This is a genomic window from Nonomuraea harbinensis, assembly GCF_019396385.1.
Taxonomy (GTDB): domain Bacteria; phylum Actinomycetota; class Actinomycetes; order Streptosporangiales; family Streptosporangiaceae; genus Nonomuraea; species Nonomuraea ferruginea.
Genome location: NZ_JAHKRN010000010.1, coordinates 126,907 through 153,525, shown reverse-complemented (window position 1 = coordinate 153,525; position 26,619 = coordinate 126,907). Strand labels below are relative to the sequence as shown.

The window sequence follows — 26,619 nt, the reverse complement described above, 5'->3', positions numbered from 1 at the left end:
TCACTTCCCTTCCGGCTTGACGTACAGGTACTGGCTGATCTCGGGGGTGTCGAGGTTGTCCTTCGTCGCCACGACGAAGTCGTAGAGCTTCTCGCCCTGCGGGCGGGTGCCGTCCTTGGTGTACGCGGTCAGCGCCTCGACCGCGTCCTTGCCCATGTCGTACGGCTTCTGCACGACCAGCGCGTCGACCAGGCCCTGGCGCAGCAGGTCGACCTGGTCGGGGGAGGCGTCCACGCCGACGACCTTGATGTCGCCGGTCTTGCCCGCCTGCTGCACCGCCTTGGCCGCGCCGATGGCGGCGTTGGTCCAGGAGGCGAAGACGGCCTTCAGGTCGGGCACCCTGGAGATCAGGGCCGAGGTCTTGGCGACGTTCTCGGAGATGTCGGCGCCGGCGTACTCCTCGCCGCTGTTCTCCAGGCCGGCGTGCTTCTTCAGCTGCTCCTGCCAGCCCTTGAGCCGGATGTCCACGCTCTGGATGCCCGGGATGTAGCCGACGTAGCCCACCTTCCCGGTGCCCGCGAGCAGCTCGTTCGCGGTGTCGGCGGCCATCTCGCCGCTGACGACGCCGTCGGACTTGAAGGTCGCCAGCCGGGCGTCCTGGTCCTCCACGTCGGCGTCGACGGTGACGATCGGGATGCCCTGCTCGTTCACCTGCCGCATCGGGGCCGACATCGCCTTGGCGTCGAGGGCCGACATGATGATGCCGTCCGGCTTGGTGGCCGCGATCGACTGCAGCAACTGGGTCTGGGCGGCCACGTCGAGCGTGGTCGGAGCCTGCCAGGAGAATTCGACGCCGAGCTCCGCCGCCTTCTCCTCGGCGCCCTTGGCCAGCGTCAGGTAGTAGGGGTCGAACTGGTCGTTGAGCAGCATGACGACCCGCGGCTTGGCGCCCGCGCCGTCCGTGCCGCCCGCCTTCGCGGCGGTCTCCGGCGCCTCGGTGGCGCACGCGGCCAGGGTCAGGCCGGCCAGTGCCAGTACGGCGACCTTCTTGATATTCCGCAACATGATGGAGTTCCTCTCATTCGCCGGCTCTGGGCCAGGCAGGGGGGTTGAGCCGGGTGTTCAGGTGACGTTCATCGCCCGTCTGCGGTACTGGTCGACGAAGACGGCGAAGATGAGGACGCAGCCGACCGCGACGTTCTGCCAGAACGGCTGCAGGTTCATGATCACGAACCCGCTGGTGAGGGTCGCGGGGATGAAGGCGCCGACGACCGTGCCGGACATCTTGCCGCGGCCGCCCCACAGTGAGGTGCCGCCGATGATGACCGCGGTGATGCTCTGCAGCGCGATGTTCGCGTACCCGGAGACCGAGGCGGTGGAGAAGCGGGAGATGTCGATCATCCCGACCAGCCCGGCCAGCAGGCCGACCATGCAGTAGATCGCCAGCAGGTGCCGGTCGACGTTGATGCCGGCCCTGCGGGCCGCCTCGGGGTTGGCGCCGATCGCGTACGTGCGCAGGCCGAACCGGGTACGGGCGAGCACGACCCACAGCAGGCCGGTGACCGCGGCGGCGGTCACGACCGGCCACGGGACGCCGAGCAGCGTGCCCATGCCGAAGGCGTCGGTGAGCGCCTGCGGCACCCCGCTGACGTTCATGCCGCCGGTCCAGACCTGGGCCAGGCCGAGGATGATCGTGCTGGTCGCCAGCGTCACGATGAAGGACGGGATCTTCGATTTCACCACCAGCATGCCGTTGACCAGGCCCCAGGCCGCGCCGGTGACGACACCCGCCCCGACGCCGGCCAGGATCGGCAGCCACAGCTCCGCGCCGCCCTGGGCGGTGCCGGCCAGGCCCGAGGTCAGGCCCAGCATCAGCTTGGCGGCCAGAACCGAGGAGAAGACCACCACCGCGCCGACCGACAGATCGAGCCCGGCCGCGATGAGCAGGAAGGTGACGCCGGCCGAGAGGATCAGCAACTGGGACCCGGCCAGCGCGATGCTGGTCAGGTTGTAGTTCGAGAAGAACGTCCCGGACGGGGTGACCACCGTGAAGAACACGATGATCGCGACCAGCAGTCCGAAGATCGTCAGGTTGGAGAAGCGCTGGCTGGCCAGCAGCCGCGCGGTGAGCGAAGGCCCCGCTTTGACGCCGGGGCGCGTGATCGTGCTCATGTCGTCGGTCCACCCGCTGGAATTCCCGCGCCGGTCATGGCGGCGATGAGGTCGTTGGTCGACAGGGCCGAGATCTCCTCGGTCAGCACGGTCTGGCCCAGGCGCAGCACCGTGACCCGGTCGGCGACCCTGAAGACGTCCGGCATGCTGTGCGAGATGAGCAGCACCGACAGGCCCCGCTCGTCGCGCAGCTGCTCGACCAGCTTGAGCACGAACTCGGTCTGGGAGACGCCGAGCGCCGCGGTGGGCTCGTCGAGCATGATGAGGGCGCTGCCCCACAGCGAGGCGCGGGCCACCGCGACCGCCTGCTTCTGGCCGCCGGACAGCGAGCCGACCTCCGAGGCCAGCGACTGCAGCTTGGCGCCCAGCGTCGACAGCTGCCGCTCGGCCGACCGGTTCATGGCGGCGCGGTCGACGAAGCCCAGCCGGCCCAGCAGCCCCGGCTTGAGCACCTCGCGGCCCAGGTACAGGTTCTCGCCGGCGGTCAGCGTGGGCGCGAGCGCCAGGTCCTGGTAGACCGTCTCGATCCCGGCCGCCTGCGCGTCGGCGGGCCTGGCGAAGGTCACCGGGCGGCCGTCGACCGCGATGGTGCCGGAGTCGGGCGACACCGCGCCGGCGATGATCTTCATGAGGGTGGACTTGCCGGCGCCGTTGTCGCCCACCAGGGCGTGCACCTCGCGGGGCCGAACCTGGAGATCGACGCCGCGCAGCGCCTGCACGTGGCCGTAGCTCTTGGTGACGCCGGCCACGTCCAGGACAGGTGGGGGTGCGGTCATCTGGCCGCCTCCTTCCGGGAGTCGCTGATGGCGGTGGGATGGCCGAAAGCACCGAAGTGCTCGCAGACCGCGGCGGCGTACGCGGCCGCCCGCGCGGTCGCGTCCGGCAGGGCGAGCCCGTCGGACAGGCCGCACATGAGCGCGGCGAAGTAGGCGTCGCCCGCGCCCAGCGTGTCGACCGCACGGGCCGGCACGGCGGGCTGGACGACCAGCTCGCCCCGCCGCCAGACGATCGACCCGCGGGTGCCGCGGGTCACCACGACCGTGTCCGGCCCCAGGCCGCGGACCTCCTCGACGAGGCCGAGACACTCGGCTTCGGTGTCGTCGGCCCGGGAGAACATCGCCGCCGTCACGAACGGCAGGATCGGGGCCGCGACGTCGAGGCCCTGGTACGAGAAGTCGTAGGCGACGGCGGTGACCGCGTGCATCTTCGGCACCTCGGAGACCGTGAAGCTGCTGTGCCCGGTGTGGACCCAGTCGCAGCCGGACAGGTAGGCGAGATCCCGGTCGTCGAGCTCGATGCGGGTCACCGGCGGTTGGAACGTTCCGAAGAAGCGGTTGCCCTCGTCGTCGAGTGTGACGTCGGCGAAGGAGTTGGGCTCCGCCCGGTGCCGCACCCGCGCGACGTCGACGTCCTCGGCCAGCAGCGCCTTGAGCACGTGCGCCGCCGCCTCGTCGTCACCGAGGACGCCGAGGTAGCCGGCGGTCGCGCCCAGGCGCCGGGAGTGCACCGCCACGTTGGCCGCGCTGCCTCCCGGATACATCAGACCGGCGTGGAGATAACGGTCGACGACGTTGTCCCCCACGCCGCACATGCGTGTCGTCATCGGGCTCAGTACTCGACCTTGTGCATGTATCGGCGGATGTCGAGATCGTGACCGGTCAGCGGCTCGAAGTGGTACGCGATGCGGGAGGCCACCGACGCCATGGCGATGTGGGCCACCTTGCCGCGGACCGCCGGGTCGATCCCGGGGAGGGTCAGCTTCGCCGGGTCCACGACGTAGTGCTCGCGGCCGTACCGGGAGAGGAAGGCGTTGACCCGCTCCGAGATCGGCCGCGTCTCGTCCTCGCTCATGAGGTGGATGACCCGCGTGCTGCGCGGGTCCACGATCTCGAACGGGCCGTGGAAGAAGTCGGCGCTGTTGAGGTGGGTGGACTTCTGCCGCTGCATCTCGACCAGGTAGCAGACCGACAGCATGTACGCCAGGCCCAGCAGCCGGCCGGTGCCCAGCACGAAGATGTTGTCGGCGTCGTAGAGCCGCGCCACGGCTTCGGCGGTGGCCCGCTCGGTCTCGTCCACGGCCGCGGCGGTGGCGTCGGGGATGAGGTCGAGGGCCGCCCGCAGCTCGTCCACCCCGTCCTTGAGGCCGTGGGCCTCCAGCAGGGAGCAGGACATCTCTTCCAGGAGCTCGTACTTGCCGCCGGTGGCGGTGCTCTCGCTGCCGTAGACGAGGCTGAACTCGGCGGCCTGCGCCAGCTCGTTGTCGGCGTCCCTGGCCACGCTCACGACCAGCGCGCCGGCCTTGGCGGCGGCCTGGGCCGCGGCGACGGTCTCGGGTGTGCCGCCCGAGTGCGAGGAGGCGATCACCAGCGTGCGCCGCCCGGTGCGGCCGAGGTGGGTGAGCGGGAACTCGCCGGCGTTGACGTTCTGCACGCCGAACCCGGTGGCCTTGGCGCCGAGCGACATGGTGGCGGCGACCGACGACGCCCATGACCCGCCGACTCCGGCGAAGAGCACGGTGTCGACGTCACGGCGCACCGCCTCGGCGGCGATCTCCTGAGTGAGTGCGCGCTGGCCCACGGTGGTGCGCAGAGTCGACGCGATGTCCGACGCGATGGGGCGCAGGGGCAGGGCAGGGGAAGGCATACCTATCCTTGAGCTGGTTGTTTTGTCCTAGTTCGACCTTGCGAGAACGTTCCCGCGTTGACGTCAACGCTGCCACCCCCAGGTCAGCGTCGGCCAGAGAAATTCAATAACGTTTGGGTAACCGTCTTGACGTGAGCGGTGTCACTCGTTCAAGGCGGGAGCGGAATCGCCCGTACCGTCAGCGCGTGCCGACCGGGCCGGCCTCATCAGCTTGACCAGTGCGACCACGCCGATGGAGGCCCACACCAGGTTCAGCCCCGCCGAGGGCCAGGCGTCGTTGTAGGCGCTGTTGACCATGAGGCCGACCGCGCCGCCCAGGTTGATGAGCTGATAGAGGAGCCCGTCGCCGTGCACCCGGGCGGACGAGACCAGGGCGTAACCGGTCAGGAGCAGGGCGGCGCCGAGCCAGCCGATGGCCTCAAGGAGAAGATCCATCAGGACATTCTGCGGATCCGCCGAGCTGAAGGGCAATCAACGGAAATTGAAGACACGCGTAAGGTCGGCTTCATGGACATCGACCCCCGGCGGTTACGCGTGCTCCGCGAGGTCCACCTGCGCGGCGGCGTCATGCGGGCCGCGGAGGCGCTGCATCTGACCCCCTCGGCGGTCTCCCAGCAGCTCGTGCAGCTGGAGCGGGAGGTCGGGCTGGCGCTCGTCGACCGCTCGCAGCGCCGCGTCTCGCTCACCCCCGCCGGGCGGGTCCTCGCCGGATACGCGGAGCGGGTCGAGGAGGAGCTGGCCGAGGCCAGGCGGGAGCTGACCCGCTTCACCGAGCGGCTGGCCGGGCCGGTGCGCATCGCCGCGTTCCCCACGGTGATCCAGCACATCCTGGTGCCGGCCCTGCGCGACCTCGCCGCCCGCCACCCGAGGATCGAGCCCGCCATCCACGAGGTCTTCGGGCCGCCAGCGCTGCAGGAGCTGCGGCTGGGGGAGGCGGACGTGCTCATCACCGAGCAGGACATGAGCCGGCCCGTGCTCGCCCAGCCCTCACTGGCCACGCGCGCCCTGTTCGTCGACGAGTACCGCGTCGTGGTGCCGCCTGACTGGCCGGAGCCGCCCCGGCACGTCTCCGAGCTGGCGGACGTGCCGTGGGTGGCGAGCGAGCCGCACCTCGCGTGCGGGCAGGCGCTCGACCGGCTGGCCGGGCTGCACGGGTTCGAGCCGCGCAAGCTGCACGTCATCACCGATTTCGCGCCGACCCTGGCGCTGGTGGCCGCCGGGCGCGGGGTGGCGATCGTGCCCACGCTGGCGCTGCTGGACGTACGGGAGGGCGAGGTGCTGGTCAGCGACATCCGCGACGTGGGCGCCCGCCGGATCGACGCCGTCACGCGGGTGAGCCGGACCCGTTCGGGCGAACCCGACCCGGTGCAGGCCGTGGTCATCGCCGCCATCGAGCGCGCCACCGCCGAGCTGGAATCCTCGCTCAGCGCCCACCTCGGCCAGCCCCGCGACGAGGTCCCCGGCTGACCACCGCGGAGCGTGCCCGGCTGGACAGCGGGGCGGCCGGGCAGCAGGCCGGCGTCGTGCGCGCCTTGCCGCGGAACGACTACGGAGTCCGCGCCGAGCGGCGAGATGCCGCCCGCTGTCAGTCGGAGACGCGGGGGCCGCTCATCTTGTCGAGCAGGCGGGCCAGCCGCTCGCGTAGCCCGGGCCGTTGCGGGATCTCGCCCGCGGCGATGCTCACCAGGTGCTGGGCGCCGTCGAAGCTGACCGGCGCGTGCTCGGGGACGGCGATCGCGTCGTGCGCCAGCCCGGCCAGCTCCGCGTCGCCGCTCTCCAGGGCCAGGATGGTGGCGCCGACGCGGCGGGCGTCGTCGACCCGCTCCAGGAGCGGGGCCGGCGCCTGCTGCCCGGCCACCACGAACAGCGTCTCGCCGCGCGCCGTACGCTCGATCCGCTCCAGCCCCACCCGGAGGTGGGCGGGGGCGCCGGCGGGCGGTGACCAGCGGACCAGGGTGGGCGCGAGCTGCGGCAGGCCGGACAGGCGGGCCTCGTCGGTGAGGTGCGCGGTCAGGTGCCAGGGCTCGTCGCCGGGCGTGCCCACCAGCAGCAGCCCACCGGGGGAGCGGGTGGTGCGCAGCGCCCGGCCCAGCTCGCGGGTGCGCTCAACCCAGCCCGTCTCCGCGAGGACTTCCCGCAGGTGTGCGACCGCCCCTGAATCCATGGCTCCATCGTGCCTGACCGGTGCGTCCGGGGTGAGAGGTTTCGCGGTGACCTTCGTGCACCCCCGACGTGTCAGTCCTTGACAGCTGGTGGCGTCCGCCGCGCCGGGGGCGTGTGTGGGCGCTGATGGCGTGCTGGCATGATGCGTCGTATGACTGACGTGAGCGGGCTGAGCATCGGCATTCTGGGCGGCACCGGTGACCAGGGGAAGGGGCTGGCGCGGCGGTTCGCGCTGGCCGGGCTCAAGGTGGTGATCGGGTCGCGGCGCGCCGAGCGGGCGCGGGAGGCGGCCGAGTCCATCGGGGCCGGGGCCACCGGGGCGGAGAACGCCGTGGTGGCCGCCGAGTGCGACCTCGTGATCGTGGCGGTGCCGTACGACGGGCACAAGGCGCTGCTGGAGTCGCTGGCCACGCAGCTCGCCGGGAAGATCGTGGTCGACTGCGTGAACCCGCTGGGCTTCGACAAGCAGGGCGCCTACGCGCTGCCCGTCGAGGAGGGCAGCGCGGCCCAGCAGGCGGCGGCGGTGCTTCCCGAGAGCCGGGTGGTGGCGGCGTTCCACCACGTCTCGGCCGTCGTGCTGATGGACCCGGCGGTGGAGAAGGTGGACCTCGACGTGCTGGTGCTGGGCGACGACCGGGAGGCGACCGACACCGTGCAGGCGCTGGCCGATCTGATCCCCGGCGTGCGCGGCGTCTACGGCGGGCGGCTGCGCAACGCCTTCCAGGTGGAGGCGCTGACCGCGAACATCATCTCGGTCAACCGCCGCTACAAGGCCCACGCCGGCATCCGCGTCACCGACATCTGACGGCCTCCTCCGTACGACCGCGCCTCGGCTCGCGACCGTGAGCCGAGGCAACCGGTATCCGCCCTGAGGGGACGCGCACGTCGTCGCGGACGTGGACAGATCCGGCAGCGCCGGACAGAGCGGCCGTCCAGGAGCTCACGAAGCGGAGGCACAGGTGACGCGCGCCGACCGGTCCTCGCTCAGTGACCTCGCCGGGAGGCACGGGGTGAAGTGCGCCGACCGGCCCTGGCTCTGCGACCTCGCCGGGAGGCGCAGGTGATGCGCGCTGACCGGCTCCGGCCCAGCGACCTCGTCCGGAGGTGCAGGTGACGCGCGCTGACCGGCTTCGGCCCAGTGACCTTGCCCGGGAGCACGGGCTGTCCGCGCAGGCCGTGCGCAACTACGAGGATGACGGGATCCTGCCCCCGGCCCCGCGCGGTGAACAGGGGTACCGCCGCTACACGCCGGTCCACGCCCAGGCTCTGCGCGCCTTTCTGGCGCTCCGGCCGGGGTTCGGGCACCAGGGCGCGGCCGCGATTCTGCGGGCCGCCAACGCGGGCGACGAGGAGGCCGTCTTCCGCCTCCTCGACCAGGGCCACGCCGAGATCCTGCGCGACCGGGCCACGCTGGACGAGGTGACCGCCGCTCTCACCGAGCTCGCTCCGGCGGGCGACGAGCCGGTACGCGGGGCGCCGTCCGTCGGCGCCCTCGCGCGTCGGCTCGGCATCCACCCGGCCACGCTCCGCAAGTGGGAGAAGGTCGGGATCCTCCACGCCGAACGCGACCCGGTGACCGGCTACCGCCGCTACCCGCCCGCCGCGGTACGCGACGCGCACCTGGCCCGCCAGCTCCGGCGCGGCGGCTACCCGCTGCGTCAGATCGCCGGGGCGATCGCGAACGTCCGGGAAGCCGGCGGGATCGGCCCGCTGGAGGAAGCGCTGAGCACCTGGCGCTCCCGCCTCCGGCGGCGCGGCCGGGCGATGCTCGACGGCACGGCCGAACTCGCCGCCTACCTCCGCCTGCGCGGCCTCTGACCCGGCTGGACGGGTCCTTTCGCAGCCGGTTCCGCATGAGACGCGGCCAATTTCCTGAATCCTCGGCCTATTTCATTCGGCCGGCGTTCACGGAAATGCGACACGGCGCCGGCAACGTGGTGCGCGCTTTGCGGCGGACTATATGCTCGGCGATCGTGAAACGACCTGCAACTGGTATTCGGAGGCGGTAGTGGGATCTCTGCAGAGAAATCTGATTCGGCTCGCCATGGTCGTGGCAATGACCGCTTCCGGCATGATGACGGCCGGATCCGGTATGTCGGCGACCGACCCGGAACCCCAGGCGCCTTCTGAGCTGTCGCGCCTGCTGGGCGCCGACCTGGGCACGGTGTTGCACATGGTCCCCGGCGTCTTCTGCGGCAACCGGCTGGTCAACTACAACTCGCCTTCCTCTAATTCTCCCACGAAATGCGTCAACGGCGCAGAAAACAGCGGTAACTCCACCAACAGTGGGAATTATTACAGCGAGGGGGATCCCATCAACAGCGGCAACTTCTCGAACGTGAACGGCTCCACAGCGAGCAACAACGCGACCAACAGCGGGAACACGGCCAACGGATCCCAGTCTCTCGTGCGGTGACCCGGCGACGGTAAGAGCGGGAACATTGGAGTGTGAATGCATATGACTGGTCTTGCCATCGCCGGTATCGGACTGGCGTTGCTCGCGGCGGGGACGCCCGCCTCTCCCGCCGAGCCGGCGCTCCGGCAGAATCCTGCGACGTCCAGCGTGGCAGAGGCGAGCCATCCGTTGGACAGGGGTAATTCCCGGAACCGGGGCAACTACTGGAACAGAGGAAAGTCCGTCAACAGCGGAAACTTCACCAACGTGATCCGTTCCTACAAGTCCAACAACACCCATGCCGGCAGCGGCAACAACGTCAACGGTTCGCAGCACCTCATCGTGAGATCCAGCAAGTGGTAGAGGATCGCGATCAGAGCCAGCCGGCGTCTTCCGCGATGCGAATGGCGTCGATCTTGTTGCGGGCGCCCGTCTTGGTGATCGCGCCCGTGAGGTAGTTGCGCACCGTGCCGGGCGACAGGTGCAGGCGGGAGGCGATCTCCTCCGCCGAGGCGCCCCGGGCGGCCTCCCTGAGCACGGTCGACTCGCGCGGCGTCAGCGGGCTCTCGCCGTACTCCATCGCCGCCGACACCAGCTCGGGATCGAGCACCCGCAGCCCCGCCGCGGTGCGCCGGATGGCGTCGGCGAGCCGGTGGCCGGGCGCGTCCTTGACCAGGAACGCCCCGATCCCGGCCGCCAGCGCGCGGCGCACCTGGCCTGGCTGCCCGAGCGCGGTCAGCACGAGGATCCGGCACTCCGGGAGCCGCTCGCGCAGCTCGGCGGCGGCGGTGATGCCGTCGACGACCGGCAGGTCGATGTCCACGATCGCCACGTCGGGGCGGTGTTCCAGGGCGGCGGGCACGATCTCGTCGCCGCGCGTCACCTCGGCGACCACGTCGATGTCGGACTCCAGGCGCAGCAGCGCGGTGAGCGCGGCCCGGATCATGTGCATGTCCTCGGCCAGCATCACCCTGATGGCCGTCATGCCGGGACCTCCATCGCCAGCAGGAAGCCGCCCGTCTCGCCGCGCGCCGCGGTGAGGGTGCCGCCCGCCTGGGTGGCCCGCTCGGCCAGCCCGGTCAGCCCGCCCCCGAGGACGACAGGAGCGTCCGGGACGCCGTCGTCGGCCACCTCCAGGCGCACCCGCCCGTCACGGGCCGACGTGGTGATCGTGCAGGTGGTGGCGTGGCTGTGGCGCAGGATGTTGGTGACCGCCTCCCGCACGGCCCAGGCCAGCGCCTCGTCCGACCGCTTCGGCGGCGTCACGTCCGCCAGGTGGGCCTGGCAGCGCACCCCCGACGACTCCAGCAGCGCCACCGCCCGGTCCGTCTCGCCCGCCAGCGACAGCTCCCGGTAGCCGCGCGCCACCTGCCGCACGTCCTGCGCCGCCTCCCTGGCCACCTGGACCAGCTCCGTCACCTCGCCCCGCGCCGACGCGGGGTCGCGGTCGAGCAGCCGGGAGGCCAGGTCGCCCTTGAGCGCGATGGCGGTGAGGCTGCGGCCCAGCCCGTCGTGCAGGTCGCGGGAGATGCGCAGCCGCTCCTTCAGGACCGCCGCCTCGGCCAGCTCCGCCCTGGCCTCCTCCAGGTCGGCGGCGAGCCTGGCCAGCCGCACCAGCGTGTAGATCATGGCCCCGGTGATGGGCACGGCGAGGGTGAAGAAGAAGGACACGATGGCGAACGGCAGGCCGCCCCAGGTCGCGTTCGCCCCGTACAGCGTCATCACCGCGACGAGCGGCCCGCCCCAGCGCAGCGGCAGGAGCACCAGCACACTTCCCGCCAGCATCGGCGCCGCCACCGACGAGTAGCCGGACGGCAGCAGGAAGTCGGGCACGTAGGTGACCAGCGCCTGCAGCACCAGCGTGAGCGGGAACAGGGCAGGCCGCCCGCCACGCAGCCCCGCCCGCATGTTCACGTAGTGCAGGGCCACGACCGTCAGCATCATCGCCGTCGCCATAAGGCCGAGCAGCGCGCCGAACTGGTAGTAGAGCAGCCCGAGCAGCGTGTAGGCGATGGCGACGCCGGTCAGCAGGCCGCTCGCCATGCGCCGGGCGGAGGTGGAGGTCACGACGTCAGATTATGAGCGCCTCGGCTCCCACCGGAACCAGAGCCTCAGGCTCACGACCCCGATCACGGTCCACGCGGCCAGGTTCAGCGCGGGCGCCAGCACCTCGCCGTGGCGCACCGCGGCGACCACGGCGGCGGTCGGCAGCAGGTCGAGCGCCGTCTGGACGAGGGACGGCAGCGGGATCGGCCCCATCGCCCCCGCGCCCACCCCGGCCAGCAGGAACACCGGCATGGCGAACGCGGCCGACAGCTCGGCCCGCGGGATCGCGGCCGTGTACGCGGCGGCCAGCAGCGCCATCACCGCCGAACCCGCCACGACGGCCGCCGCGAACAGCAGCGGCTCGCCCGGCAGCGGCACGCCCGCCAGGACCCGCACCGCCACCGCCGACAGCGCGACGATGACCACGGTCTGGGTCACGACGCTGGCGATCTGCCCGCCCAGGATCTGCCCGTCGGTCAGCTCGGTCGTACGCAGCCGCTTGAGCACGAGCTGGTCACGGCGCATGGTGAGGGCGACGACCATGGTCATGAACGTGGTGGTCGCCAGGACGATCGCGATCATGCCGTGGAAGAGATGGGCGACGTCGGCTGCGCCCGCGCTGGTGACGTTCCGCATCAGGACCGGCAGCCCGATGGCCAGGCCCACGGGCGTGACGACCGAGCCGAAGAGCATGCCCCGGTCCTTCCAGAACAGGCGGGTGCCGAGCCGGTAGGTCGCGGCGAGACTCATCGTGCGCTCCTGGGCAGGTCGAGGAAGAGATCTTCGAGGGTGGCGGTGCGGACCTCCAGGCCCGCCAGCCGCAGGCCGCGCCCGGCGGCCCAGGTCAGCAGCGTCTGGGCGGCCAGGTCGGGGTCGTCGGCGCGGCACACGGCCAGCTCGCCGTCGAGCGAGACCGGCAGCGGCAGGTCATCGGGCCGCACACCGGCGGGCAGCCGGAACGCCACCCGGCCGCGCAGCCCGGCCAGCGTCTCGGCCATGCCGCCCGCGGCCACGACCGCGCCCTCGTCCATGATCGCCATGGCGGCGGCCAGCCGCTGCGCCTCCTCCAGGTAGTGGGTGGTCAGCAGGACCGTGGTGCCCTGCCGGGCCAGCTCGCGCACCACCTCCCAGGTGTCCACGCGCGCCCGCGGGTCCATGCCGGCGGTCGGCTCGTCGAGGAACAGCACGTCGGGCCGGCCCAGCAGGGCCAGCGCCAGATCGAGCCGCCGCTTCTCCCCGCCGGACAGCTGGCGCACCCTGGTCGCCGCCTTCTCCTTCAGCCCGGCCAGCTCCAGCGCCTCCTCGCGGGGACGCGGCGCGGAGGTGAAGTCGCGCCAGGTGTCGACGGTCTGCGCCACGGTCAGGTCGGGGAAGAACCCCGCCTCCTGCACCATGACGCCGGTACGCTGCCGTACCGCCGCCCGGTCGGCCACCGGGTCGAGGCCGAGCACCCGCACCGAGCCGCCGTCAGGCCGCTGGAACCCGGCCAGCACCTCCACGGTCGTGGTCTTGCCCGCGCCGTTCCTGCCGAGCAGGGCGAAGATCTGCCCGGCGGGCACCTCGAACGAGACGCCCTTCACCGCCTCGAAGGCGCCGTAGCGCTTGACGAGTTCGTTCACCAGGATCGCTGTCATGCCTGCGACTCTTCCCGGCCGGGGCGCGCGGCGGCAGTGAGGAATTCACGACCTGCGGGAGAGCTTGAGCAGCGCGCCGGTCACCGCCTCCGGGTCGACGACCGGGTGGAGGTGGCGGCCGGGGACGCGCAGCACGGGCCAGCCGCGCCGCCGCGCCTGTTCCGCCACCGTGTCGTACGGCGGCCCGAACCACAGGAAGGAGCAGCGCACGGCGTCCCACCCGGCGGGCACAGGCACCGGGTCGGTGTAGAAGCCGAGCGGCAGCCGCGGCTGCTCGGCGACCACCCGGTCGCGCACGGCCGGGTCCGCAGGGAACATGGGCGCCACGTCCTCCTCGCTCCACCAGTCGGTCCAGCGCGGCAGCACGCCGTCATCCCCGGCCAGCTCGCGCAGGAACGGCAGGAAGTCGTCCTGCCCCGGCCTGACCAGCCCGCGCTCGGGCGGCAGATGGGCGTCGGCGAACACGCACGCCACCACCCGGTCGCCCAGCCCTTCCTTGATCACCGGCACGAACAGCCCGGCGTTGCTGTGGGCCGCCAGCACGATCCGGCCCCCGGCGGGCGTCGCGGCGCGCACCGCCTCCACGATCCGCGGCCAGTGCGGCGGGCCGCCCCCGGTGACTCCGGTCAGATCGGGCACCACCGCCTGATGGCCCCGGCGCTCCAGCGCCTGGGCCACCGGCGCCCACGTGGACGGGCCCACGCTGGGGCTGTGTACGAGCACGAAGGTCATGCTCCACACCTTGCCGTACGCTCGCGCCCGCCCGCCGCGGTGTCAGCTCCTGGCGGATCCGCTCTCGGCCGGTGTCAGACGACGAGGGTCGGCCGTGACGGCAGGCGCTCGGTGGGGTCGTAGGCGTGCCAGGCCGCGGCGAGGGCCCGCACCGCAGCCGACAGCTCCGCCTCGGGGAACAGGAAGTGCAGCCGCATCCGGTCCGCGAGGCCGCCGAGCGGGTCGAAGGAGCGGCCGGGCGGCACCGCCACCCCGTGCCTGAGCGCGACCTGGGCGAAGGAGTCGGCGTCGCCGCGCGGCAGCCGGACCCAGATCGTCTGGCCGCCCCGTGCCGGTTCGAACGACCAGGACGGCAGGTGCGCGCGCAGCTCGGCGCACAGGTGGTCGTGGCGGGCGCGCAGGACCCGTACGCGGTCGCGCCTGATGTCGTCGAGGCGGTGCAGCAGCGCGGCGGCGGCGAGCTGGCCGACCACGTCGCCGCCGAGGTCGTGCACGGCGCGGAGCCGGGCGAGCCGGGCGGCCAGCGGCGCCGGCGCCCTGACCCAGCCGACCCGCAGGCCGCCCCAGACGACCTTGCTCAGCGAAGCGATCGTGACCACCTGCTCGCCGGTGGTGTAGGCGGTGAGCGGGGCCGGCGTGTCGCCGTCGAAGCAGAGCTCCGCGGAGACCTCGTCGTCGATCACCGGCAGGTCGTGCTCGGCGGCCAGCGCGGCCAGCCGGCGGCGCGCCGGCCCGTCCATGACCGACCCCGTGGGATTGCTCGCGGTCGGCACCGTGTAGAGCAGCGCGGGCCGCTCCCGCACGGCCCGGACGAGGTCGACCGGCGCGGGACGGCGGGCGGGCGGTCCTCCGGGGGAGAGGGTTTCCCGGGGGTCGAGGGTGACCGGGCGGATCGCGGCCGCGGCGTGGCGGAAGACCTCCAGGGCCCCGGGGTACGTCGGGGACTCGGTCAGGACCCGGTCGCCGGGCGACACCAGCAGGCCGGTCAGCAGGGTGAGCGCCTGCTGGGCGCCGTTGGTCACGATGATCTCCGCCGCGCTCGTGGGCACGCCGCGCCGCCGGTAGTAGGCGGCCACCGCCTCCCGCAGATCCGGCTGGCCGGCGGGCTGGTAACCCAGGTCGCGCATGCCCGCGAGCCGCCCGGCCGCCTCCTCGTACGCCTCCGCCAGCTCCGGCGGCGGCTCGTCCGGGGCGGCGCAGGTCAGCAGCGTCACCCCGTCGGGCGGGTGCAGGATGTGCAGCAGCAGCGGGTTCGCCGTCACCCCGTCGCCGGTGCGGGTGGCCGGCAGGTCGAGTTCGGCGACGCGGGTGCCGCTGCCCTGCCGCCGCATCACCCGCCCTTCCCGCTGGAGCAGCTCGTACGCGGCCACCACGGTGCCGCGGCCGACCGCCAGCCGTCTGGCCAGCACCCGGTCCGGCGGCAGCAGCTCTCCGGGCGGCAGCACGCCGTCGTCGACGAGCGCCCTCAGCCGGGCCGCGAGCAGCAGGTAGAGCGGCCCGCGCCCGGACGCCCAGCGGCCCAGCAGATCGACGAGATGGTCGACATTGGCCCCATTCATAGACCAATCTTGTGGGATTGGCTCTGATCTCGTGCGACTTTTCCGGACATCCTTACGTACATGACCGAATACCGTCCTGAAACCCGCGCGGTCCACGTGCCCCACCCCGTGGTCGAGGGCAGCCGCCCGATCACCGTGCCCATCTACCAGACCTCCGGGTTCACCTTCGACGACCCGGCGGTCATGGCCGACGGCATGGGCAGGCCCGACGGCCCGTACGTCTACGGCCGCTACAGCAACCCCACCGTCCGCGCCCTGGAGGAGGCCGTCTCCGGTCTGGAGGGCGGCGTCGCCGCCATCGCCACCGGCTCCGGCATGGCCGCCATCAACACCGTGCTGCTCGGCCTGCTCAAGCCGGGCGACCACCTGATCGCCCAGCGGGCCCTGTACGGCGGCACCGCGGGCATGATCAACGAGCTGGTGTCGCGGTTCGGCGTCGAGGTCAGCTACGTGCCCGAGCACGACCCCGCCGCGCTCCGCGCCGCCGTCGGGCCGCGGACGAAGCTGGTCTACCTGGAGACCATCGCCAACCCGATGTGCCAGGTCGCCGACCTGCCCGCGATGTGCGCGGCGGCCCGCGAGCTGGGCCTGGTCAGCGTGGTCGACAACACCTTCGCCACCCCTCTGCTGTGCCGCCCGATCGAGCACGGCGCCGACGTCGTCGTCCACTCCACCACCAAGTACCTGTCCGGGCACACGGACGTGGTCGGCGGCATGGCGGTGTTCGCCGACGACGCGCTCTACCGTGACGTCTGGCACTTCGCGATCGAGCTGGGGCCGTCGCCCGACCCGTTCGCCGCCTGGCTCAGCCTGCGCGGGATGCAGACGCTGGGGCTGCGCATGGAGCGCCACTGCGCCAACACCCGCCTGCTCGCGACCCGCCTGGCCGAGCACCCGTCGGTGGCGGCCGTGCACTGGCCGGGCCTGCCCTCGCACCCGTCGCACGAGGTGGCGGCCAAGCTGCTGCCCGACTTCGGCGGCCTCTTCTCGTTCGACCTGACGGGCGGGCGCGCGGCGGGGGAGAGGTTCATGCGGTCGGTACGGCTGGCGCTGGTCGCGCCGTCGCTGGGCGGCGTCGAGACGCTCATCCTGCACCCGGCCACCACCTCGCACCGCTCGCTCACCGCCGCCGAGCTGGCCAGGCACGGCATCGGTGAGGGCACGGTACGGGTCGCCGTCGGCATCGAGCACCCCGAGGATCTCTGGGCGGACTTCGAGCAGGCGTTGACTTAGTCCTTAGGCATTGAGGAAAATGCCTAAGTGCTGTCCGAGCTCCGCGCCGTGGCCAGCGAGCCGCGCCTGCTGATCCTCCACTGGCTCAAGGACCCGGTCGCGCACTTCCCGCCCCAGGTCGACGGCGACCTGGTGGCCGACGGGGTGTGCGGCCGGTCCATCGCCGGCAAGCTCGGCATGACCCAGCCCAGCGCCACCGGCCACCTCAAGATCCTGGAGCGCGCCGGCCTCATCCGCGGCAAGCGGATCAGGCAGTGGGTGTTCTACCGGCGCGACGAGGAGCGGATAGCACGGCTCAAACGGATGATCGAGGGGGAGCTGTGACGGTGACGTACGAGGACGTGGTGGCGGCGGCCGGGCGGATCGGGGCGCACGTGCTGCGCACGCCGGTCCTGGAGGTCGCGCCGGGGCTCGTGCTCAAGCTGGAGCTGCTGCAGCACTCCGGGTCGTTCAAGGTGCGCGGGGCGTTCAACCGGATGCTGGCGGCGGGCGAGCTGCCGCCGGGCGGGGTGATCGCGGCCAGTGGCGGCAACCACGGGCTGGCGGTCGCGTACGCGGCGCGGGCTCTGGGGGCGCGGGCCGAGATCTTCGTGCCGGAGGTGACCAGCCCGGTCAAGATGGCCGGGCTGCGGGCGCTCGGCGCCCGGATCAACCAGGTCGGGGCGATCTACTCCGAGGCGGCGGAGGCGGCCGCCAAGCGCGCCGCCGAGACGGGCGCGCTGAAGGTGCACGCCTACGACCAGGCCGAGGTGGTGGCCGGGCAGGGCACCACCGGGCTGGAGCTGATGGAGCAGACGGGCGGCGTCGACACCATCCTGGTCGCCGTCGGCGGCGGCGGCTTCGCCGCGGGCATCGCCCTCGGCTCCGCAGTCCCGCCTTCCTCCCAGGAGCCGCCGCTGTCCGGCTCGGAGGCGTCGCCCACGTTCGCTTCGGGTCAGGGCTTCCGCCGGGGACGGCCCAGGATCGTGGCGGTGGAGCCGGAGCGGATCCCCACCTTCCACGAGGCGCTCAAGGCGGGCCGGCCGGTGCCCGTGGAGGTGGGCGGGGTGGCGGCCGACTCGCTGGGCGCCACCGCGCTGGGCGACATCGCGTACGAGATCCTCGCCTCGTCCGGCGCGCGCAGCGTGCTGGTCGCCGAGGACGCCATCGTGGCCGCCCGCCGCACCCTCTGGGAGAGGCACCGCCTGGTCACCGAGCACGGCGGCGCGACCGCGTACGCCGCGCTGCTGTCGGGCGCCTACACCCCCGCGCCCGGCGAGCGGGTGGCGGTGGGGGTCTGCGGCTCCAACACCGACCCCGCCACACTCGCCGCCGAGTGACCGTCCACGGGAACCGGGCGGCGGGTGGAAGTGCGCGGGGCTGTCGGAGGAGGACGCCCACCGGCCGGTGCTGCCCACCTCGCCGCTCATGACCGTGGCGGGCGTGATATCGCATCTTCGCTGGACCGAGCACTGCTGGTTCGAGGTGCTCTTCCTGGGCGGCTCCACCGACGGCAACCCGCAGTTCGACCGGAGCGTGGAGGACGCCGACATGCGGATCGACGGCGTCCCCCTGGCGAAGCTCCTCGACGAGTACGAGCGTCAGTGCCGGATCTCGAACGAGATCGTCGCCGCCCACTCGCTGGACGACGTGGGCAAGCACCCCGACTACCGCTCGGGCGCGGCGAGCCTGCGCTGGATGCTGATCCACATGGTCGAGGAGACCGCCAGGCACGCCGGCCACCTGGACACCATCAGGGAACTGGTCGACGGCGAGAAGGGCTACTACTGACCCCCCGGGCTCAGCTGTACGTGTGTTCGGGGCCGGGGAAGGAGCCGCCGACGACCTCGTCGGCGAACGCCCGCGCGGCCCTGTCGAGCTCGGCGCCCAGGTCGGCGTAGCGCTTGACGAATCGGGCCGGGCTCGGGGTCAGCCCCATCATGTCCTGCCAGACGAGCACCTGGGCGTCGGTGGCGGAGCCCGCGCCGATGCCGATCGTGGGGATCGACAGCGAGGCCGTCACCCGTTCCGCGAGGTCGGCGGGCACGCATTCGAGCACGACCGAGAACGCGCCGGCCCGCTCCAGGTCCTTGGCGTCGGCCATCAGCTCGTCGCCCGCCTCCCCGCGCCCCTGGACGCGGTAGCCGCCGAGCGCGTTGACCGACTGGGGGGTCAGGCCGAGGTGGGCCATGACCGGCACGCCCGCCGAGACGAGCGCCTCCACCTGGGGCACCACCCGCCGGCCGCCCTCCAGCTTGACCGCATGCGCGCCGGCCTCCTTCATGAACCGGGCCGCCGACTCCAGCGCCTGCCCCGGTGACGTCTGGTAGGAGCCGAACGGCAGGTCGGCGACCACGAGCGCGCGAGAGGAGCCGCGCACCACGGCCGCGGTCAGCGACAGCAGGTCGTCGACGGTGACCGGCAGGGTGGAGTCGTAGCCGTACACCACCATGGCGGCCGAGTCACCCACGAGCAGGACGGGAATGCCCGCCGCGTCGAACACCCGGGCCGTCATCGCGTCGTAGGCGGTGATCATCGGCCACCGCTCCCCGCGCTCCTTGGCCGCGGCGAGGTCGCGCACGGTGACCCGGCGGCCGGAAACGCCGCCGTACAGGGTGGTTGAGGACATCAGGTCAACCTCCGAAAGCGTCTCGAGGCGCCCTGGTGGCGTCCCCGGACTCCCTCCGATGATGCCAGGCGCGGCCCCGGCAGGAAAACCCGTGGCGGAAGTGTCGGTGGGGGCTGGAACAATGGGCCTGGAGGTAAGCAATCTAGATGGCAATCGAGCCTTACCGGCGTCTTTTCCGGCTGCCGGGTGTGGGCGTGCTGCTGCTGGTGGGACTGGCCGCCCGGGTCCCCACCACGGCCATGAGCATGGCGCTGACGCTGCATGTCGTGGAGACGCTCAAGCTGGACTACGTCATGGCCGGGACCGTCACGGCGGCGATCACGCTCGGCATGGCCGTGGGCTCCCCGCTGGCCGGGAGGTTGGTCGACCGTTACGGGCTGCGCCCGGTGCTGATCGTCACCACGGCCGCGCAGGCGTTGTTCTGGTCGTCGGCCTGGAAGCTGCCGTTCCCGGTGCTGACGGGCGCCGCGCTGGTGGCCGGGCTGCTCGCGCTGCCGGTGTTCTCGGTGGTCCGCCAGTGCCTGGCCGCCATGGTGCCGCTGGAGCAGCGCCGCACGGCGTTCTCGTTCGACTCGATGTTCGTCGAGGTGTCCTACATGACCGGGCCCGCGCTGGCGGTGGCGGGCATCACCGTGCTCGGCAGCGGGCCGACGATGACCGCCATCGCGGTCGGCACCGCCGGCGCCGGGATCGGGCTCCTGCTGCTCAACCCGCCGACCAGGTCGGCGGCCGAGCTGGCGGAGCCGGAGGTCAGGATTCCCCGGCGGGCGTGGCTCACCCCGCGCATGGTCGCGCTGCTGGGCACCGCCGCCGCCGCGACGTTCGTGCTCACCGCGACCGAGCTGGCCGTGGTCGGCACCATGAAGGACTCCGGCCATACCCAGTGGATCGGCCTGGCCGTCGGCATCTGGTGCTTCTACTCGCTGCTGGGCGGGTTCCTCTACGGGATGCTGTCGCGCGGGTTCTCGCCGCTCGTGCTCATCGGCCTGATAGGGCTGCTCACGATGCCGGTGGCGCTGGTCTCCGGCGGCTGGTGGTGGCTGGTGCTGGCGCTGCTGCCGTCGGGCCTGCTCTGCGCGCCCTCGCTGTCGTCCACCGTCGAGACGCTCAGCCGCTGGGTGCCGGCGGGCGCCAGAGGAGAGGCCATGGGCCTCAACGGCACCGCGCTGCTGATCGGCGGCGCGGCCTCCGCGCCGATCGCGGGCAAGGTCATCGACCTGTACGGCGCTTCGTGGGCGTTCGTGGTCGCCGGTGCGGCAGGCGTGGTCATGGTGCTGGTGGCGCTGCCGTTCTGGCGGCGCGGCAGGGAGATCGCGCCGGTCGCCGCCGATCCCGCGAAGGTGCCGGAGGAGCTTCCCGCCTGACCTGATACGAAACGATACGGTTGCGTATCGGAACGCCCTGCGATACGGTCACGTTGCGAAACTTGACCGTATCGAAATTTGGGTGTGCTCATGGACGAGAACGCGGGACATCCGCGCCGGTGGGCGATCCTCGGCGTGCTGGTGTTCAGCCTGCTGGCGGTCGTGCTCGACAACACGATCCTGAACGTGGCGATGAAGACCATCGCCGACCCGGTGGCCGGGCTGGGCGCGACCCAGAGCGAGCTGGAGTGGGCGATCAACTCCTACACGCTCGTCTTCGCCGGCCTGCTCTTCACCTTCGGCGTGATCGGCGACCGCACCGGACGCAAGCGCATGCTGTTCGTCGGCATGGTGCTGTTCGGCCTGTCGTCGCTGGCCAGCGCCTACGCCCAGGACCCCACCCAGCTGATCCTGGCGCGGGCGGCGATGGGCATCGGCGGCGCGGCGATCATGCCGGCCACGCTGGCCATCATCTCCAACGTCTTCCCGGCACGGGAGCGCGGGAAGGCGATCGGCGTGTGGGCGGCCGGCGTCGGGCTGGCCGTCGCCATCGGCCCGATCACCGGCGGGCTGCTCCTTGAGCGCTTCTGGTGGGGCTCGGTCTTCCTGATCAACGTGCCGATCGTGCTCATCAGCATGGCGCTGATCGGCCCGGTCGTGCCCGAGTCGCGCGACCCCAGGCCGTCGCGGCTCGACCCGGTGGGCGTGCTGCTGTCGATCATCGGCCTGGTCGCCGTGGTCTACGGCATCATCCGCGGCGGCGAGCTGGCCACCGTCACCTCGCCCGAGGTGTTCGTGCCGGTGCTGGCCGGCGTCGCGGTGCTGGCCGCGTTCGTCTGGTGGGAGCGGCGCATCGACAACCCGGCCTTCGACGTGCGCTACTTCGGCGACGTCCGGTTCACCTCGGCCATCGCCACGATCGGCATCGTCTTCTTCGCGATGATGGGCGGGATGTTCTTCCTCACCTTCTACCTGCAGGTGGCGCTGGGGTTCAGCCCCGTGCAGGCGGGGGCGCTCATGCTGCCGTTCGCGGTCGCGCAGCTCATCTTCGCGCCGCTCAGCCAGCGGGTGAACGAGAAGTTCGGGGCCAAGCTGTCGGCCACCGTCAGCCTCCTGGTGCTGACCGCGATCCTGCTCGGCTACACCTTCTTCGACCTGCACACGCCGGTCCCCGTGCTGCTGGCCGTGTTCTTCGTGCAGGGCGTCGCGATGGCCAACATCATGCCGCCCGCCACGACCGCCATCATGGAGGCGCTGCCCCGGGAGAAGGCCGGGGTCGGCTCGGCCATGAGCAACACCGTCCGCCAGGTCGCCGGCGCGCTCGGCGTGGCCGTGCTGGGCTCGGTGCTCTCCTCCTCCTATCGCGGCGAGATCGCGCCCGCCCTGGCGGACCTGCCTGCGGACGTCCAGCACGCGGGCGGCGAGTCCGTCATGGCGACGGCCGCGCTGGCGCACTCGCTCGGCGAGCGCGGCGAGCCGCTGCTGGGTCTGGCCAACGAGGCGTTCGTGCACAGCATGCACGTCACCTCCCTGGCCTCGGCGGGGATCGCCCTGGCCGGCGCCGCGGTGGTGGCCCGGTGGATGCCCGGCAAGCCACGCCCGGTCTCCCAGCCGGAGCAGCAGGAACCAGCGGTAGTCTGAGATCGACATGACCACCCAGCACCAGGCCCGGGCGGGCCGCCCGCGCAGCGAGAAGGCCGAGAAGGCGATCATCGAGGCCACCCTCGACCTGATCGCCGAGGGCATGGGCGTCGCCGAGCTGTCGATCGAGGCGATCGCGTCCCGCGCGGGCGTGGGCAAGACCACGATCTACCGGCGCTGGGCCAACAAGGAGGACCTGGTCGTCGACGCGCTGGCGACGCTCCGCGAGCCGCTCCCGCCGCTGGCGGGCGAGTCGGTGCGCGACGACCTCATCGCCCTGCTCGACGTCGTCCGCCGCGAGGCCGGTCAGCGGCGGGCCCGCTGTGTGATGAACGTCGCGATGGGCGAGACCGACCGGTCCAAGCGCGTCAGCGAGCGGTTCTTCAAGCTGGCGCTGGAGCCGAGGCGGGTGGCCATGAGGCGGGTGCTCGGCCGCGGCGTCGCCAACGGTGAGCTCCGCCCCGACCTGGACGTGGAGCTGGGCATGGCGCTGCTGTCGGGCGCCATGATCTGGTTCAGCAAGTGGGGCCCCGAGGGCGACCTGCCCGAAGACCTGGCCGAGCGCGTCGTCGACCACGCTCTGGAAGGGCTCGTCTCACGCCGCTAGGGGTAGGCACAAGGTGAGCCTTGCTCTACTCTCGCGATCATGCGTCCCTTACGCAGGATCACGGTGCTCGCCGCGCTCGCCCTGGCCCTGCTGGCGCCCGCCGGCGCGGCGCTGGCGCACGAGGAACGGCCGGTCACGTTCCCCGACGGGTCCGGCAGCGTCCCCGTGCTGCGCACCGAGGATCCCGACCTGCTGGTCTGCAAGACCGACCGGGCCGACTTCGAGCGGCGCGTCGCGGGCTTCCCCGCGGACCTGAGGGAACGCAACCTCCGCCTGTTCGCCGACTGCCAGGAGAACGGGGTCAGGCATCTCCAGGAGGCGGTCGACCGGGTCGACGAGCCGGGCATGACGATCGCGATCCTGCCCGGCCTCTACCGCGAGGAGCCGAGCCAGGCCCCGCCCACCGGCGAGTGCGCCCGGCTCCCCGCCCGCTGGTCGGACTGGGGCTACCAGATCCTCTCCTACGAGCAGCAGGTCCTGTGCCCGCACAACCAGAACCTGGTCGCCATCCTCGGCAAGGAGAACCTGCAGATCGAGGGCACCGGCGCCGGCCCCCTCGACGTGATCGTCGACGCCGAGTACCGCAAGCTGAACGCCATCAGGGCCGACCGCACGAACGGGATCTACTTCCGCAACCTCACCGCCCAGCGCACCACCTTCAACTCCCTGTACGTGCTCGAAACCGACGGATTCGTCATCGACCGCGTCCTCACCCGCTGGAACGACGAGTACGGGTTCCTCACCTTCGCCAGCGACCACGGCCTCTACACCGACTGCGAGTCGTACGGCAACGGCGACGGCGGCCTCTACCCCGGCAGCGCCTCGAACATCAACGACGGCCGCGGCCACGACGTCCCCCGCTACGCCATCGAGATCCGCCGCTGCAAGAGCCACGACAACGCCCTCGGCTACTCCGGCACCGCGGGCGACTCCGTATGGGCGCACGACAACGAGTTCTACGACAACATGGTCGGCGCCACGATGGACAGCCTCTGGCCCGACCACCCCGGCCTGCCGCAGAACCACGCGCTGTTCGAGAACAACAAGATCTACGACAACAACCGCGACTACTACCGCTTCACCCGCGACGGCACCTGCTCCCGCCCGCCCGCCGAACGCGGCTACGAGCAGGGCGTCGTCTGCCCCCAGGTGGGCGTACCGCCCGGCACCGGCATCATCGTCGCGGGCGGCAACCACAACGTGTTCAGGAACAACCACCTGTGGAACAACCGCGGCGCCGCCTTCCAGCTCTTCGGCGTCCCCGCGTTCATCCGCGGCGAGGGCGACCTGGCCAAACAGGCCGACACCTCCAACCACAACCGGTTCGAGGCCAACGTGCTCGGCGTCGCGCCCACCGGCGAGCGGCGGCCCAACGGCAGGGACGTGTGGTGGGACGGTCAGGGCACCGGCAACTGCTGGCAGCCCGGCGTCGCGCTGACCACCCCCGCCGCGCTGCCCCGCTGCGGCGCACGGGCGCCCGAGCTGTCGGGCGGCTCCGACCGGCTCCTCGCCGAACCCGTCAAGATCGCCAAACTGTTCCTCTGCTCCGACTTCAACGCCGCCCAGGCCCGCCTGCCGGCCGGCTGCGACTGGTTCGGCGCCTCCGGACTCGGCCGGGTGGAGACCCAGCTCGCCCTGGGCGGCTCGCTCGTCCTCGGGCTGGTCGCGGTCCTGTTCTGGGTACGGGCGCACCGCGCGGCCAGGCGCCGCCGCGGCACCCCCGGAGGGAACGGGGTGCCGCCGGGCGTGGGCGAGGCGGGGGAGCGGCGGCTGCGCCTCGTCTCCGCCGGGTCGGTCGTGGGGCTGACCGGGCTGGCGCTGGACGTGGTCGCGGCCGCCATGGACGACCCGTACCTGACGGGGGTGGCGCTGCTGCTCGTGGCCGGGTGGTCGATCTGCCTGGGCGCGGCGCTGCGGCCGGGGGCGTTCGCCTGGTTCACGATCGTGCTCGGGCTGCTGACCGTGGCGGACGCCTACGACCGGATGGTCGGGCTCATCCCCCTCATCCCGCTCGGACCGGGCTGGATCCGCGGCTTGCTGACGGGCGTCTGGGTCCTCTGGGCCGTGGTCCACCTCGCCCCGCGCCGCACCCGTACGGAGGAGAAGACCCCCGGAGACACGGAGGCCGTCGCGTGAGGGGTCGCGGCGTCTGCGCGGTCCTGATCGCCGTGGTCGCGACGGCGGGATGCGGGCCGCTCTCGGACACCCATCACAGGCCGGGGAACAGTCACGAGGTCGCCACCGCCGCGCCCGTGCCGGGGGAGGCGCACGCCGAGATCACCGTCGAGGCGGGCCGCGTCCGGCCCCCGTCCGGCTGGCTGGAGGCGGCCCGCGGCCAGACCGTCAGCATCACCGTCACCAGCGACGTCCCCGACGAGCTGCACGTGCACGGCTACGACGTCGAAGCGGCCCTGCGACCCGGCGAACCGGCCACCGTGCGGTTCGTGGCGGACATGACCGGGGTGTTCGAGGTGGAGACCCACAACAGCCACCTGGTCCTCGTCCAGGTGGCGGTCCGATGACGGCGCTCCCGCACGGGACAGCGCCTTGGGGGGCGGGGTATCTGGATGTCGCCCGGCGAGGGGAAGTCCTGATCGCGCACGGCGTCGGCGACCGCGCCGACCTGCCGATCCCGCTCTTCTACGCCTACGCCGGGGCGCTCGCCGCCCTCGTCGTGTCCTTCCTGGCGCTCGGCCTGCTCTGGGCCGACTCCCGCTTCCGCGGCGACCGCGCCGGCGTGACTTTGAACCTCCGCCTCCCCGCCCGACCGCTCCGCGTCCTCACCCTGGTCGCCGCCGCCTACACCGTCGGCTGGCTGCTGCTCGGCCCCGAAGCCGGGAACGCCGGCGCGTACCTGGTCTATGTGCTCTTCTGGGTCGGCCTGATCCCCGCGTCGCTGCTGTTCGGCCCGGTGTGGCGGCTGCTCAACCCGTTCCGCCTGCTGCCCGACCGCCCCCGCCGCCCGCTCCCGCCGCGCCTCGGCTACTGGCCCGCCGCCCTCGGCCTGCTCGCCTTCACCTGGATGGAGCTCGTCGCCCCCGAACCCGCCGCCCCGCCCACCCTCCTCGCCTTCCTCACCCTGTACGCGGCCGCGCAGACGACCGGAACCCTCGTGTACGGGCACGGATGGCTGGAACGCGGCGACCCGTTCGAGGTGTACTCCACCCTGGCCGGCCAGCTCGCCCCCATCGGCCGCCGCGCCGACGGCACCCTCGTGCTGCGCGGCCCCTTCGACGGCCTCGACGCCATCCGGCCCGCCCCCGGCCTGGTCGCCACCGTGTGCGTGCTCCTCGGCAGCACCGGCTACGACGGCTTCTCCACCACCCCCGCCTGGGTGGACGCCCTCCAGTCAGGCCCGCTCGGCCGCGCCGGCCTCGGCACCGCCGGACTGCTCGCCGCCATCGCCGCCGTCGCCCTCCTGTACGGAGCCTGCCTGTGGCTGGCCGGCCGGATCGGCGGCGCCCGCGACCTGGCCCCCCGCTTCGCCCACTCCCTGGTCCCGATCGCCATCGGCTACCTGATCGCGCACTACTTCTCGCTCCTGGTCATCGAGGGCCAGCGCGCGGTCATCCTGTCACTGGGGCTGGACGCGGAGGTGAACCCGGACCTGGTGTCGCCCCCGGTGATCGCCACCGTGCAGGTGCTGGCCATCATCGCCGGTCACGTGGCGGGCGTGGTCGCGGCCCACGACCGCTCGGTCCGGCTGCTTCCCCCGGCCAAGGCGGTGGCGGGCCAGATCCCGCTGTTCGTCCTCATGCTCTGCTACACCCTCGGCGGCCTCACCCTCCTCCTGGCCTGACGGCCGGGAGGACATGTGTCAACCGTCACATCGGGGGCGACACGCGGGCGGCAACCGTGAGTCAGTGCCATCCTGACAACTTC

General features: G+C 72.3%; 28 protein-coding genes and 1 pseudogene. 15 read left to right on the top strand and 14 right to left on the bottom strand.

Going from position 1 to position 26,619, the window contains the following annotated elements:
- The 6 genes from KME79_RS13645 to KME79_RS13620 form a co-directional block, all read right to left on the bottom strand.
- The gene (locus tag KME79_RS13645; protein ID WP_219544741.1) at positions 1–1,005 is read right to left on the bottom strand and encodes a substrate-binding domain-containing protein; all 1,005 of its coding nucleotides are present in this window, start codon (positions 1,003–1,005) and stop codon (positions 1–3) included.
- 57 nt (positions 1,006–1,062) lie between these two features.
- Complete coding sequence (locus KME79_RS13640; protein ID WP_219544740.1) at positions 1,063–2,112, bottom strand: ABC transporter permease; 1,050 nt, start codon at positions 2,110–2,112, stop codon at positions 1,063–1,065.
- The gene (locus KME79_RS13635) at positions 2,109–2,888 is read right to left on the bottom strand and encodes an ATP-binding cassette domain-containing protein (protein WP_148032891.1); all 780 of its coding nucleotides are present in this window, start codon (positions 2,886–2,888) and stop codon (positions 2,109–2,111) included. The genes KME79_RS13640 and KME79_RS13635 overlap by 4 nt, the downstream gene beginning before the upstream one ends.
- Positions 2,885–3,715, bottom strand: coding sequence for a PfkB family carbohydrate kinase (locus tag KME79_RS13630; RefSeq protein ID WP_219544739.1), 831 nt, complete (start codon positions 3,713–3,715; stop codon positions 2,885–2,887). Before KME79_RS13630 ends, KME79_RS13635 begins: the two co-directional genes overlap by 4 nt.
- A gap of 5 nt (positions 3,716–3,720) precedes the next feature.
- Complete coding sequence (locus KME79_RS13625) at positions 3,721–4,755, bottom strand: SIS domain-containing protein (RefSeq protein ID WP_219544738.1); 1,035 nt, start codon at positions 4,753–4,755, stop codon at positions 3,721–3,723.
- Positions 4,756–4,896: 141 nt separating this feature from the next.
- Positions 4,897–5,190: a CBU_0592 family membrane protein gene (locus KME79_RS13620; RefSeq protein WP_219544737.1), complete on the bottom strand. Its 294-nt coding sequence runs from the start codon at positions 5,188–5,190 to the stop codon at positions 4,897–4,899.
- A gap of 72 nt (positions 5,191–5,262) precedes the next feature.
- Between KME79_RS13620 and KME79_RS13615 the strand changes: the two genes are divergently transcribed.
- On the top strand, positions 5,263–6,222 hold the full coding sequence (locus KME79_RS13615) for a LysR family transcriptional regulator (protein WP_219544736.1): 960 nt from the start codon (positions 5,263–5,265) through the stop codon (positions 6,220–6,222).
- A gap of 118 nt (positions 6,223–6,340) precedes the next feature.
- Here the strand turns inward: KME79_RS13615 and KME79_RS13610 are convergent, their stop codons facing one another.
- On the bottom strand, positions 6,341–6,919 hold the full coding sequence (locus KME79_RS13610; RefSeq protein ID WP_219544735.1) for a hypothetical protein: 579 nt from the start codon (positions 6,917–6,919) through the stop codon (positions 6,341–6,343).
- 150 nt (positions 6,920–7,069) lie between these two features.
- On the opposite strand from KME79_RS13610, the gene npdG reads away from it, so the two are divergent.
- The 4 genes from npdG (at position 7,070) to KME79_RS13590 (ending at position 9,676) form a co-directional block, all read left to right on the top strand.
- Positions 7,070–7,723, top strand: coding sequence for an NADPH-dependent F420 reductase (gene npdG, locus KME79_RS13605; protein WP_148032885.1), 654 nt, complete (start codon positions 7,070–7,072; stop codon positions 7,721–7,723).
- Positions 7,724–8,028: 305 nt separating this feature from the next.
- Complete coding sequence (locus KME79_RS13600; protein ID WP_219544734.1) at positions 8,029–8,736, top strand: MerR family transcriptional regulator; 708 nt, start codon at positions 8,029–8,031, stop codon at positions 8,734–8,736.
- A gap of 238 nt (positions 8,737–8,974) precedes the next feature.
- Positions 8,975–9,334, top strand: coding sequence for a hypothetical protein (locus tag KME79_RS13595; protein ID WP_219544733.1), 360 nt, complete (start codon positions 8,975–8,977; stop codon positions 9,332–9,334).
- Between the two features lie 42 nt (positions 9,335–9,376).
- Entirely contained in the window at positions 9,377–9,676 is a 300-nt protein-coding gene (locus tag KME79_RS13590) for a hypothetical protein (protein ID WP_219544732.1), read from the top strand.
- 10 nt (positions 9,677–9,686) lie between these two features.
- Here the strand turns inward: KME79_RS13590 and KME79_RS13585 are convergent, their stop codons facing one another.
- The 6 genes from KME79_RS13585 to KME79_RS13560 form a co-directional block, all read right to left on the bottom strand.
- Complete coding sequence (locus KME79_RS13585; RefSeq protein ID WP_219544731.1) at positions 9,687–10,298, bottom strand: response regulator transcription factor; 612 nt, start codon at positions 10,296–10,298, stop codon at positions 9,687–9,689.
- Positions 10,295–11,380 (bottom strand): sensor histidine kinase, encoded by a 1,086-nt coding sequence (locus KME79_RS46930; RefSeq protein ID WP_219544730.1) that lies wholly within the window; start codon positions 11,378–11,380, stop codon positions 10,295–10,297. The genes KME79_RS13585 and KME79_RS46930 overlap by 4 nt, the downstream gene beginning before the upstream one ends.
- A 9-nt stretch (positions 11,381–11,389) precedes the next feature.
- On the bottom strand, positions 11,390–12,109 hold the full coding sequence (locus tag KME79_RS13575; protein ID WP_219544729.1) for an ABC transporter permease: 720 nt from the start codon (positions 12,107–12,109) through the stop codon (positions 11,390–11,392).
- On the bottom strand, positions 12,106–12,993 hold the full coding sequence (locus KME79_RS13570; RefSeq protein WP_219544728.1) for an ABC transporter ATP-binding protein: 888 nt from the start codon (positions 12,991–12,993) through the stop codon (positions 12,106–12,108). The genes KME79_RS13575 and KME79_RS13570 overlap by 4 nt, the downstream gene beginning before the upstream one ends.
- 45 nt (positions 12,994–13,038) lie before the next feature.
- Complete coding sequence (locus KME79_RS13565; protein ID WP_219544727.1) at positions 13,039–13,725, bottom strand: alpha/beta hydrolase; 687 nt, start codon at positions 13,723–13,725, stop codon at positions 13,039–13,041.
- 74 nt (positions 13,726–13,799) lie between these two features.
- Entirely contained in the window at positions 13,800–15,284 is a 1,485-nt protein-coding gene (locus tag KME79_RS13560; protein ID WP_219544726.1) for an aminotransferase-like domain-containing protein, read from the bottom strand.
- Between the two features lie 60 nt (positions 15,285–15,344).
- Here KME79_RS13560 and KME79_RS13555 point away from each other — a divergent pair, with 60 nt between their 5' ends.
- From KME79_RS13555 to KME79_RS13540, 4 genes and pseudogenes are all read left to right on the top strand, one after another.
- Positions 15,345–16,517, top strand: a complete 1,173-nt coding sequence (locus KME79_RS13555; protein WP_148032876.1) for a trans-sulfuration enzyme family protein — start codon at positions 15,345–15,347, stop codon at positions 16,515–16,517.
- A 27-nt stretch (positions 16,518–16,544) separates the two neighbouring features.
- Positions 16,545–16,841 (top strand): ArsR/SmtB family transcription factor, encoded by a 297-nt coding sequence (locus tag KME79_RS13550; protein WP_308248901.1) that lies wholly within the window; start codon positions 16,545–16,547, stop codon positions 16,839–16,841.
- Between the two features lie 2 nt (positions 16,842–16,843).
- Positions 16,844–17,836 carry a threonine/serine dehydratase gene (locus KME79_RS13545; RefSeq protein ID WP_308248900.1) on the top strand — a complete coding sequence of 331 codons (993 nt, stop codon included), beginning with the start codon at positions 16,844–16,846 and terminating at the stop codon, positions 17,834–17,836.
- Positions 17,837–17,873: 37 nt separating this feature from the next.
- A pseudogene (locus KME79_RS13540) lies at positions 17,874–18,287 on the top strand (DinB family protein); the annotation flags it as partial.
- Between the two features lie 10 nt (positions 18,288–18,297).
- On the opposite strand, the gene panB reads toward KME79_RS13540, so the two are convergent.
- Complete coding sequence (panB, locus tag KME79_RS13535) at positions 18,298–19,125, bottom strand: 3-methyl-2-oxobutanoate hydroxymethyltransferase (RefSeq protein WP_219544724.1); 828 nt, start codon at positions 19,123–19,125, stop codon at positions 18,298–18,300.
- A 146-nt stretch (positions 19,126–19,271) separates the two neighbouring features.
- On the opposite strand from panB, the gene KME79_RS13530 reads away from it, so the two are divergent.
- The 6 genes from KME79_RS13530 (at position 19,272) to KME79_RS13505 (ending at position 26,536) form a co-directional block, all read left to right on the top strand.
- Positions 19,272–20,489 (top strand): MFS transporter, encoded by a 1,218-nt coding sequence (locus KME79_RS13530; protein ID WP_219544723.1) that lies wholly within the window; start codon positions 19,272–19,274, stop codon positions 20,487–20,489.
- Between the two features lie 90 nt (positions 20,490–20,579).
- Positions 20,580–22,130 (top strand): MFS transporter, encoded by a 1,551-nt coding sequence (locus tag KME79_RS13525; RefSeq protein WP_219544722.1) that lies wholly within the window; start codon positions 20,580–20,582, stop codon positions 22,128–22,130.
- A gap of 7 nt (positions 22,131–22,137) precedes the next feature.
- Positions 22,138–22,737, top strand: coding sequence for a TetR/AcrR family transcriptional regulator (locus KME79_RS13520; RefSeq protein ID WP_148032871.1), 600 nt, complete (start codon positions 22,138–22,140; stop codon positions 22,735–22,737).
- A gap of 39 nt (positions 22,738–22,776) precedes the next feature.
- Positions 22,777–24,873: a right-handed parallel beta-helix repeat-containing protein gene (locus tag KME79_RS13515; RefSeq protein ID WP_219544721.1), complete on the top strand. Its 2,097-nt coding sequence runs from the start codon at positions 22,777–22,779 to the stop codon at positions 24,871–24,873.
- Positions 24,870–25,259, top strand: a complete 390-nt coding sequence (locus KME79_RS13510; RefSeq protein WP_219544720.1) for a cupredoxin domain-containing protein — start codon at positions 24,870–24,872, stop codon at positions 25,257–25,259. The genes KME79_RS13515 and KME79_RS13510 overlap by 4 nt, the downstream gene beginning before the upstream one ends.
- Positions 25,256–26,536, top strand: a complete 1,281-nt coding sequence (locus tag KME79_RS13505; protein ID WP_246639782.1) for a hypothetical protein — start codon at positions 25,256–25,258, stop codon at positions 26,534–26,536. The genes KME79_RS13510 and KME79_RS13505 overlap by 4 nt, the downstream gene beginning before the upstream one ends.
- The last annotated feature ends 83 nt before the right edge of the window (positions 26,537–26,619 follow it).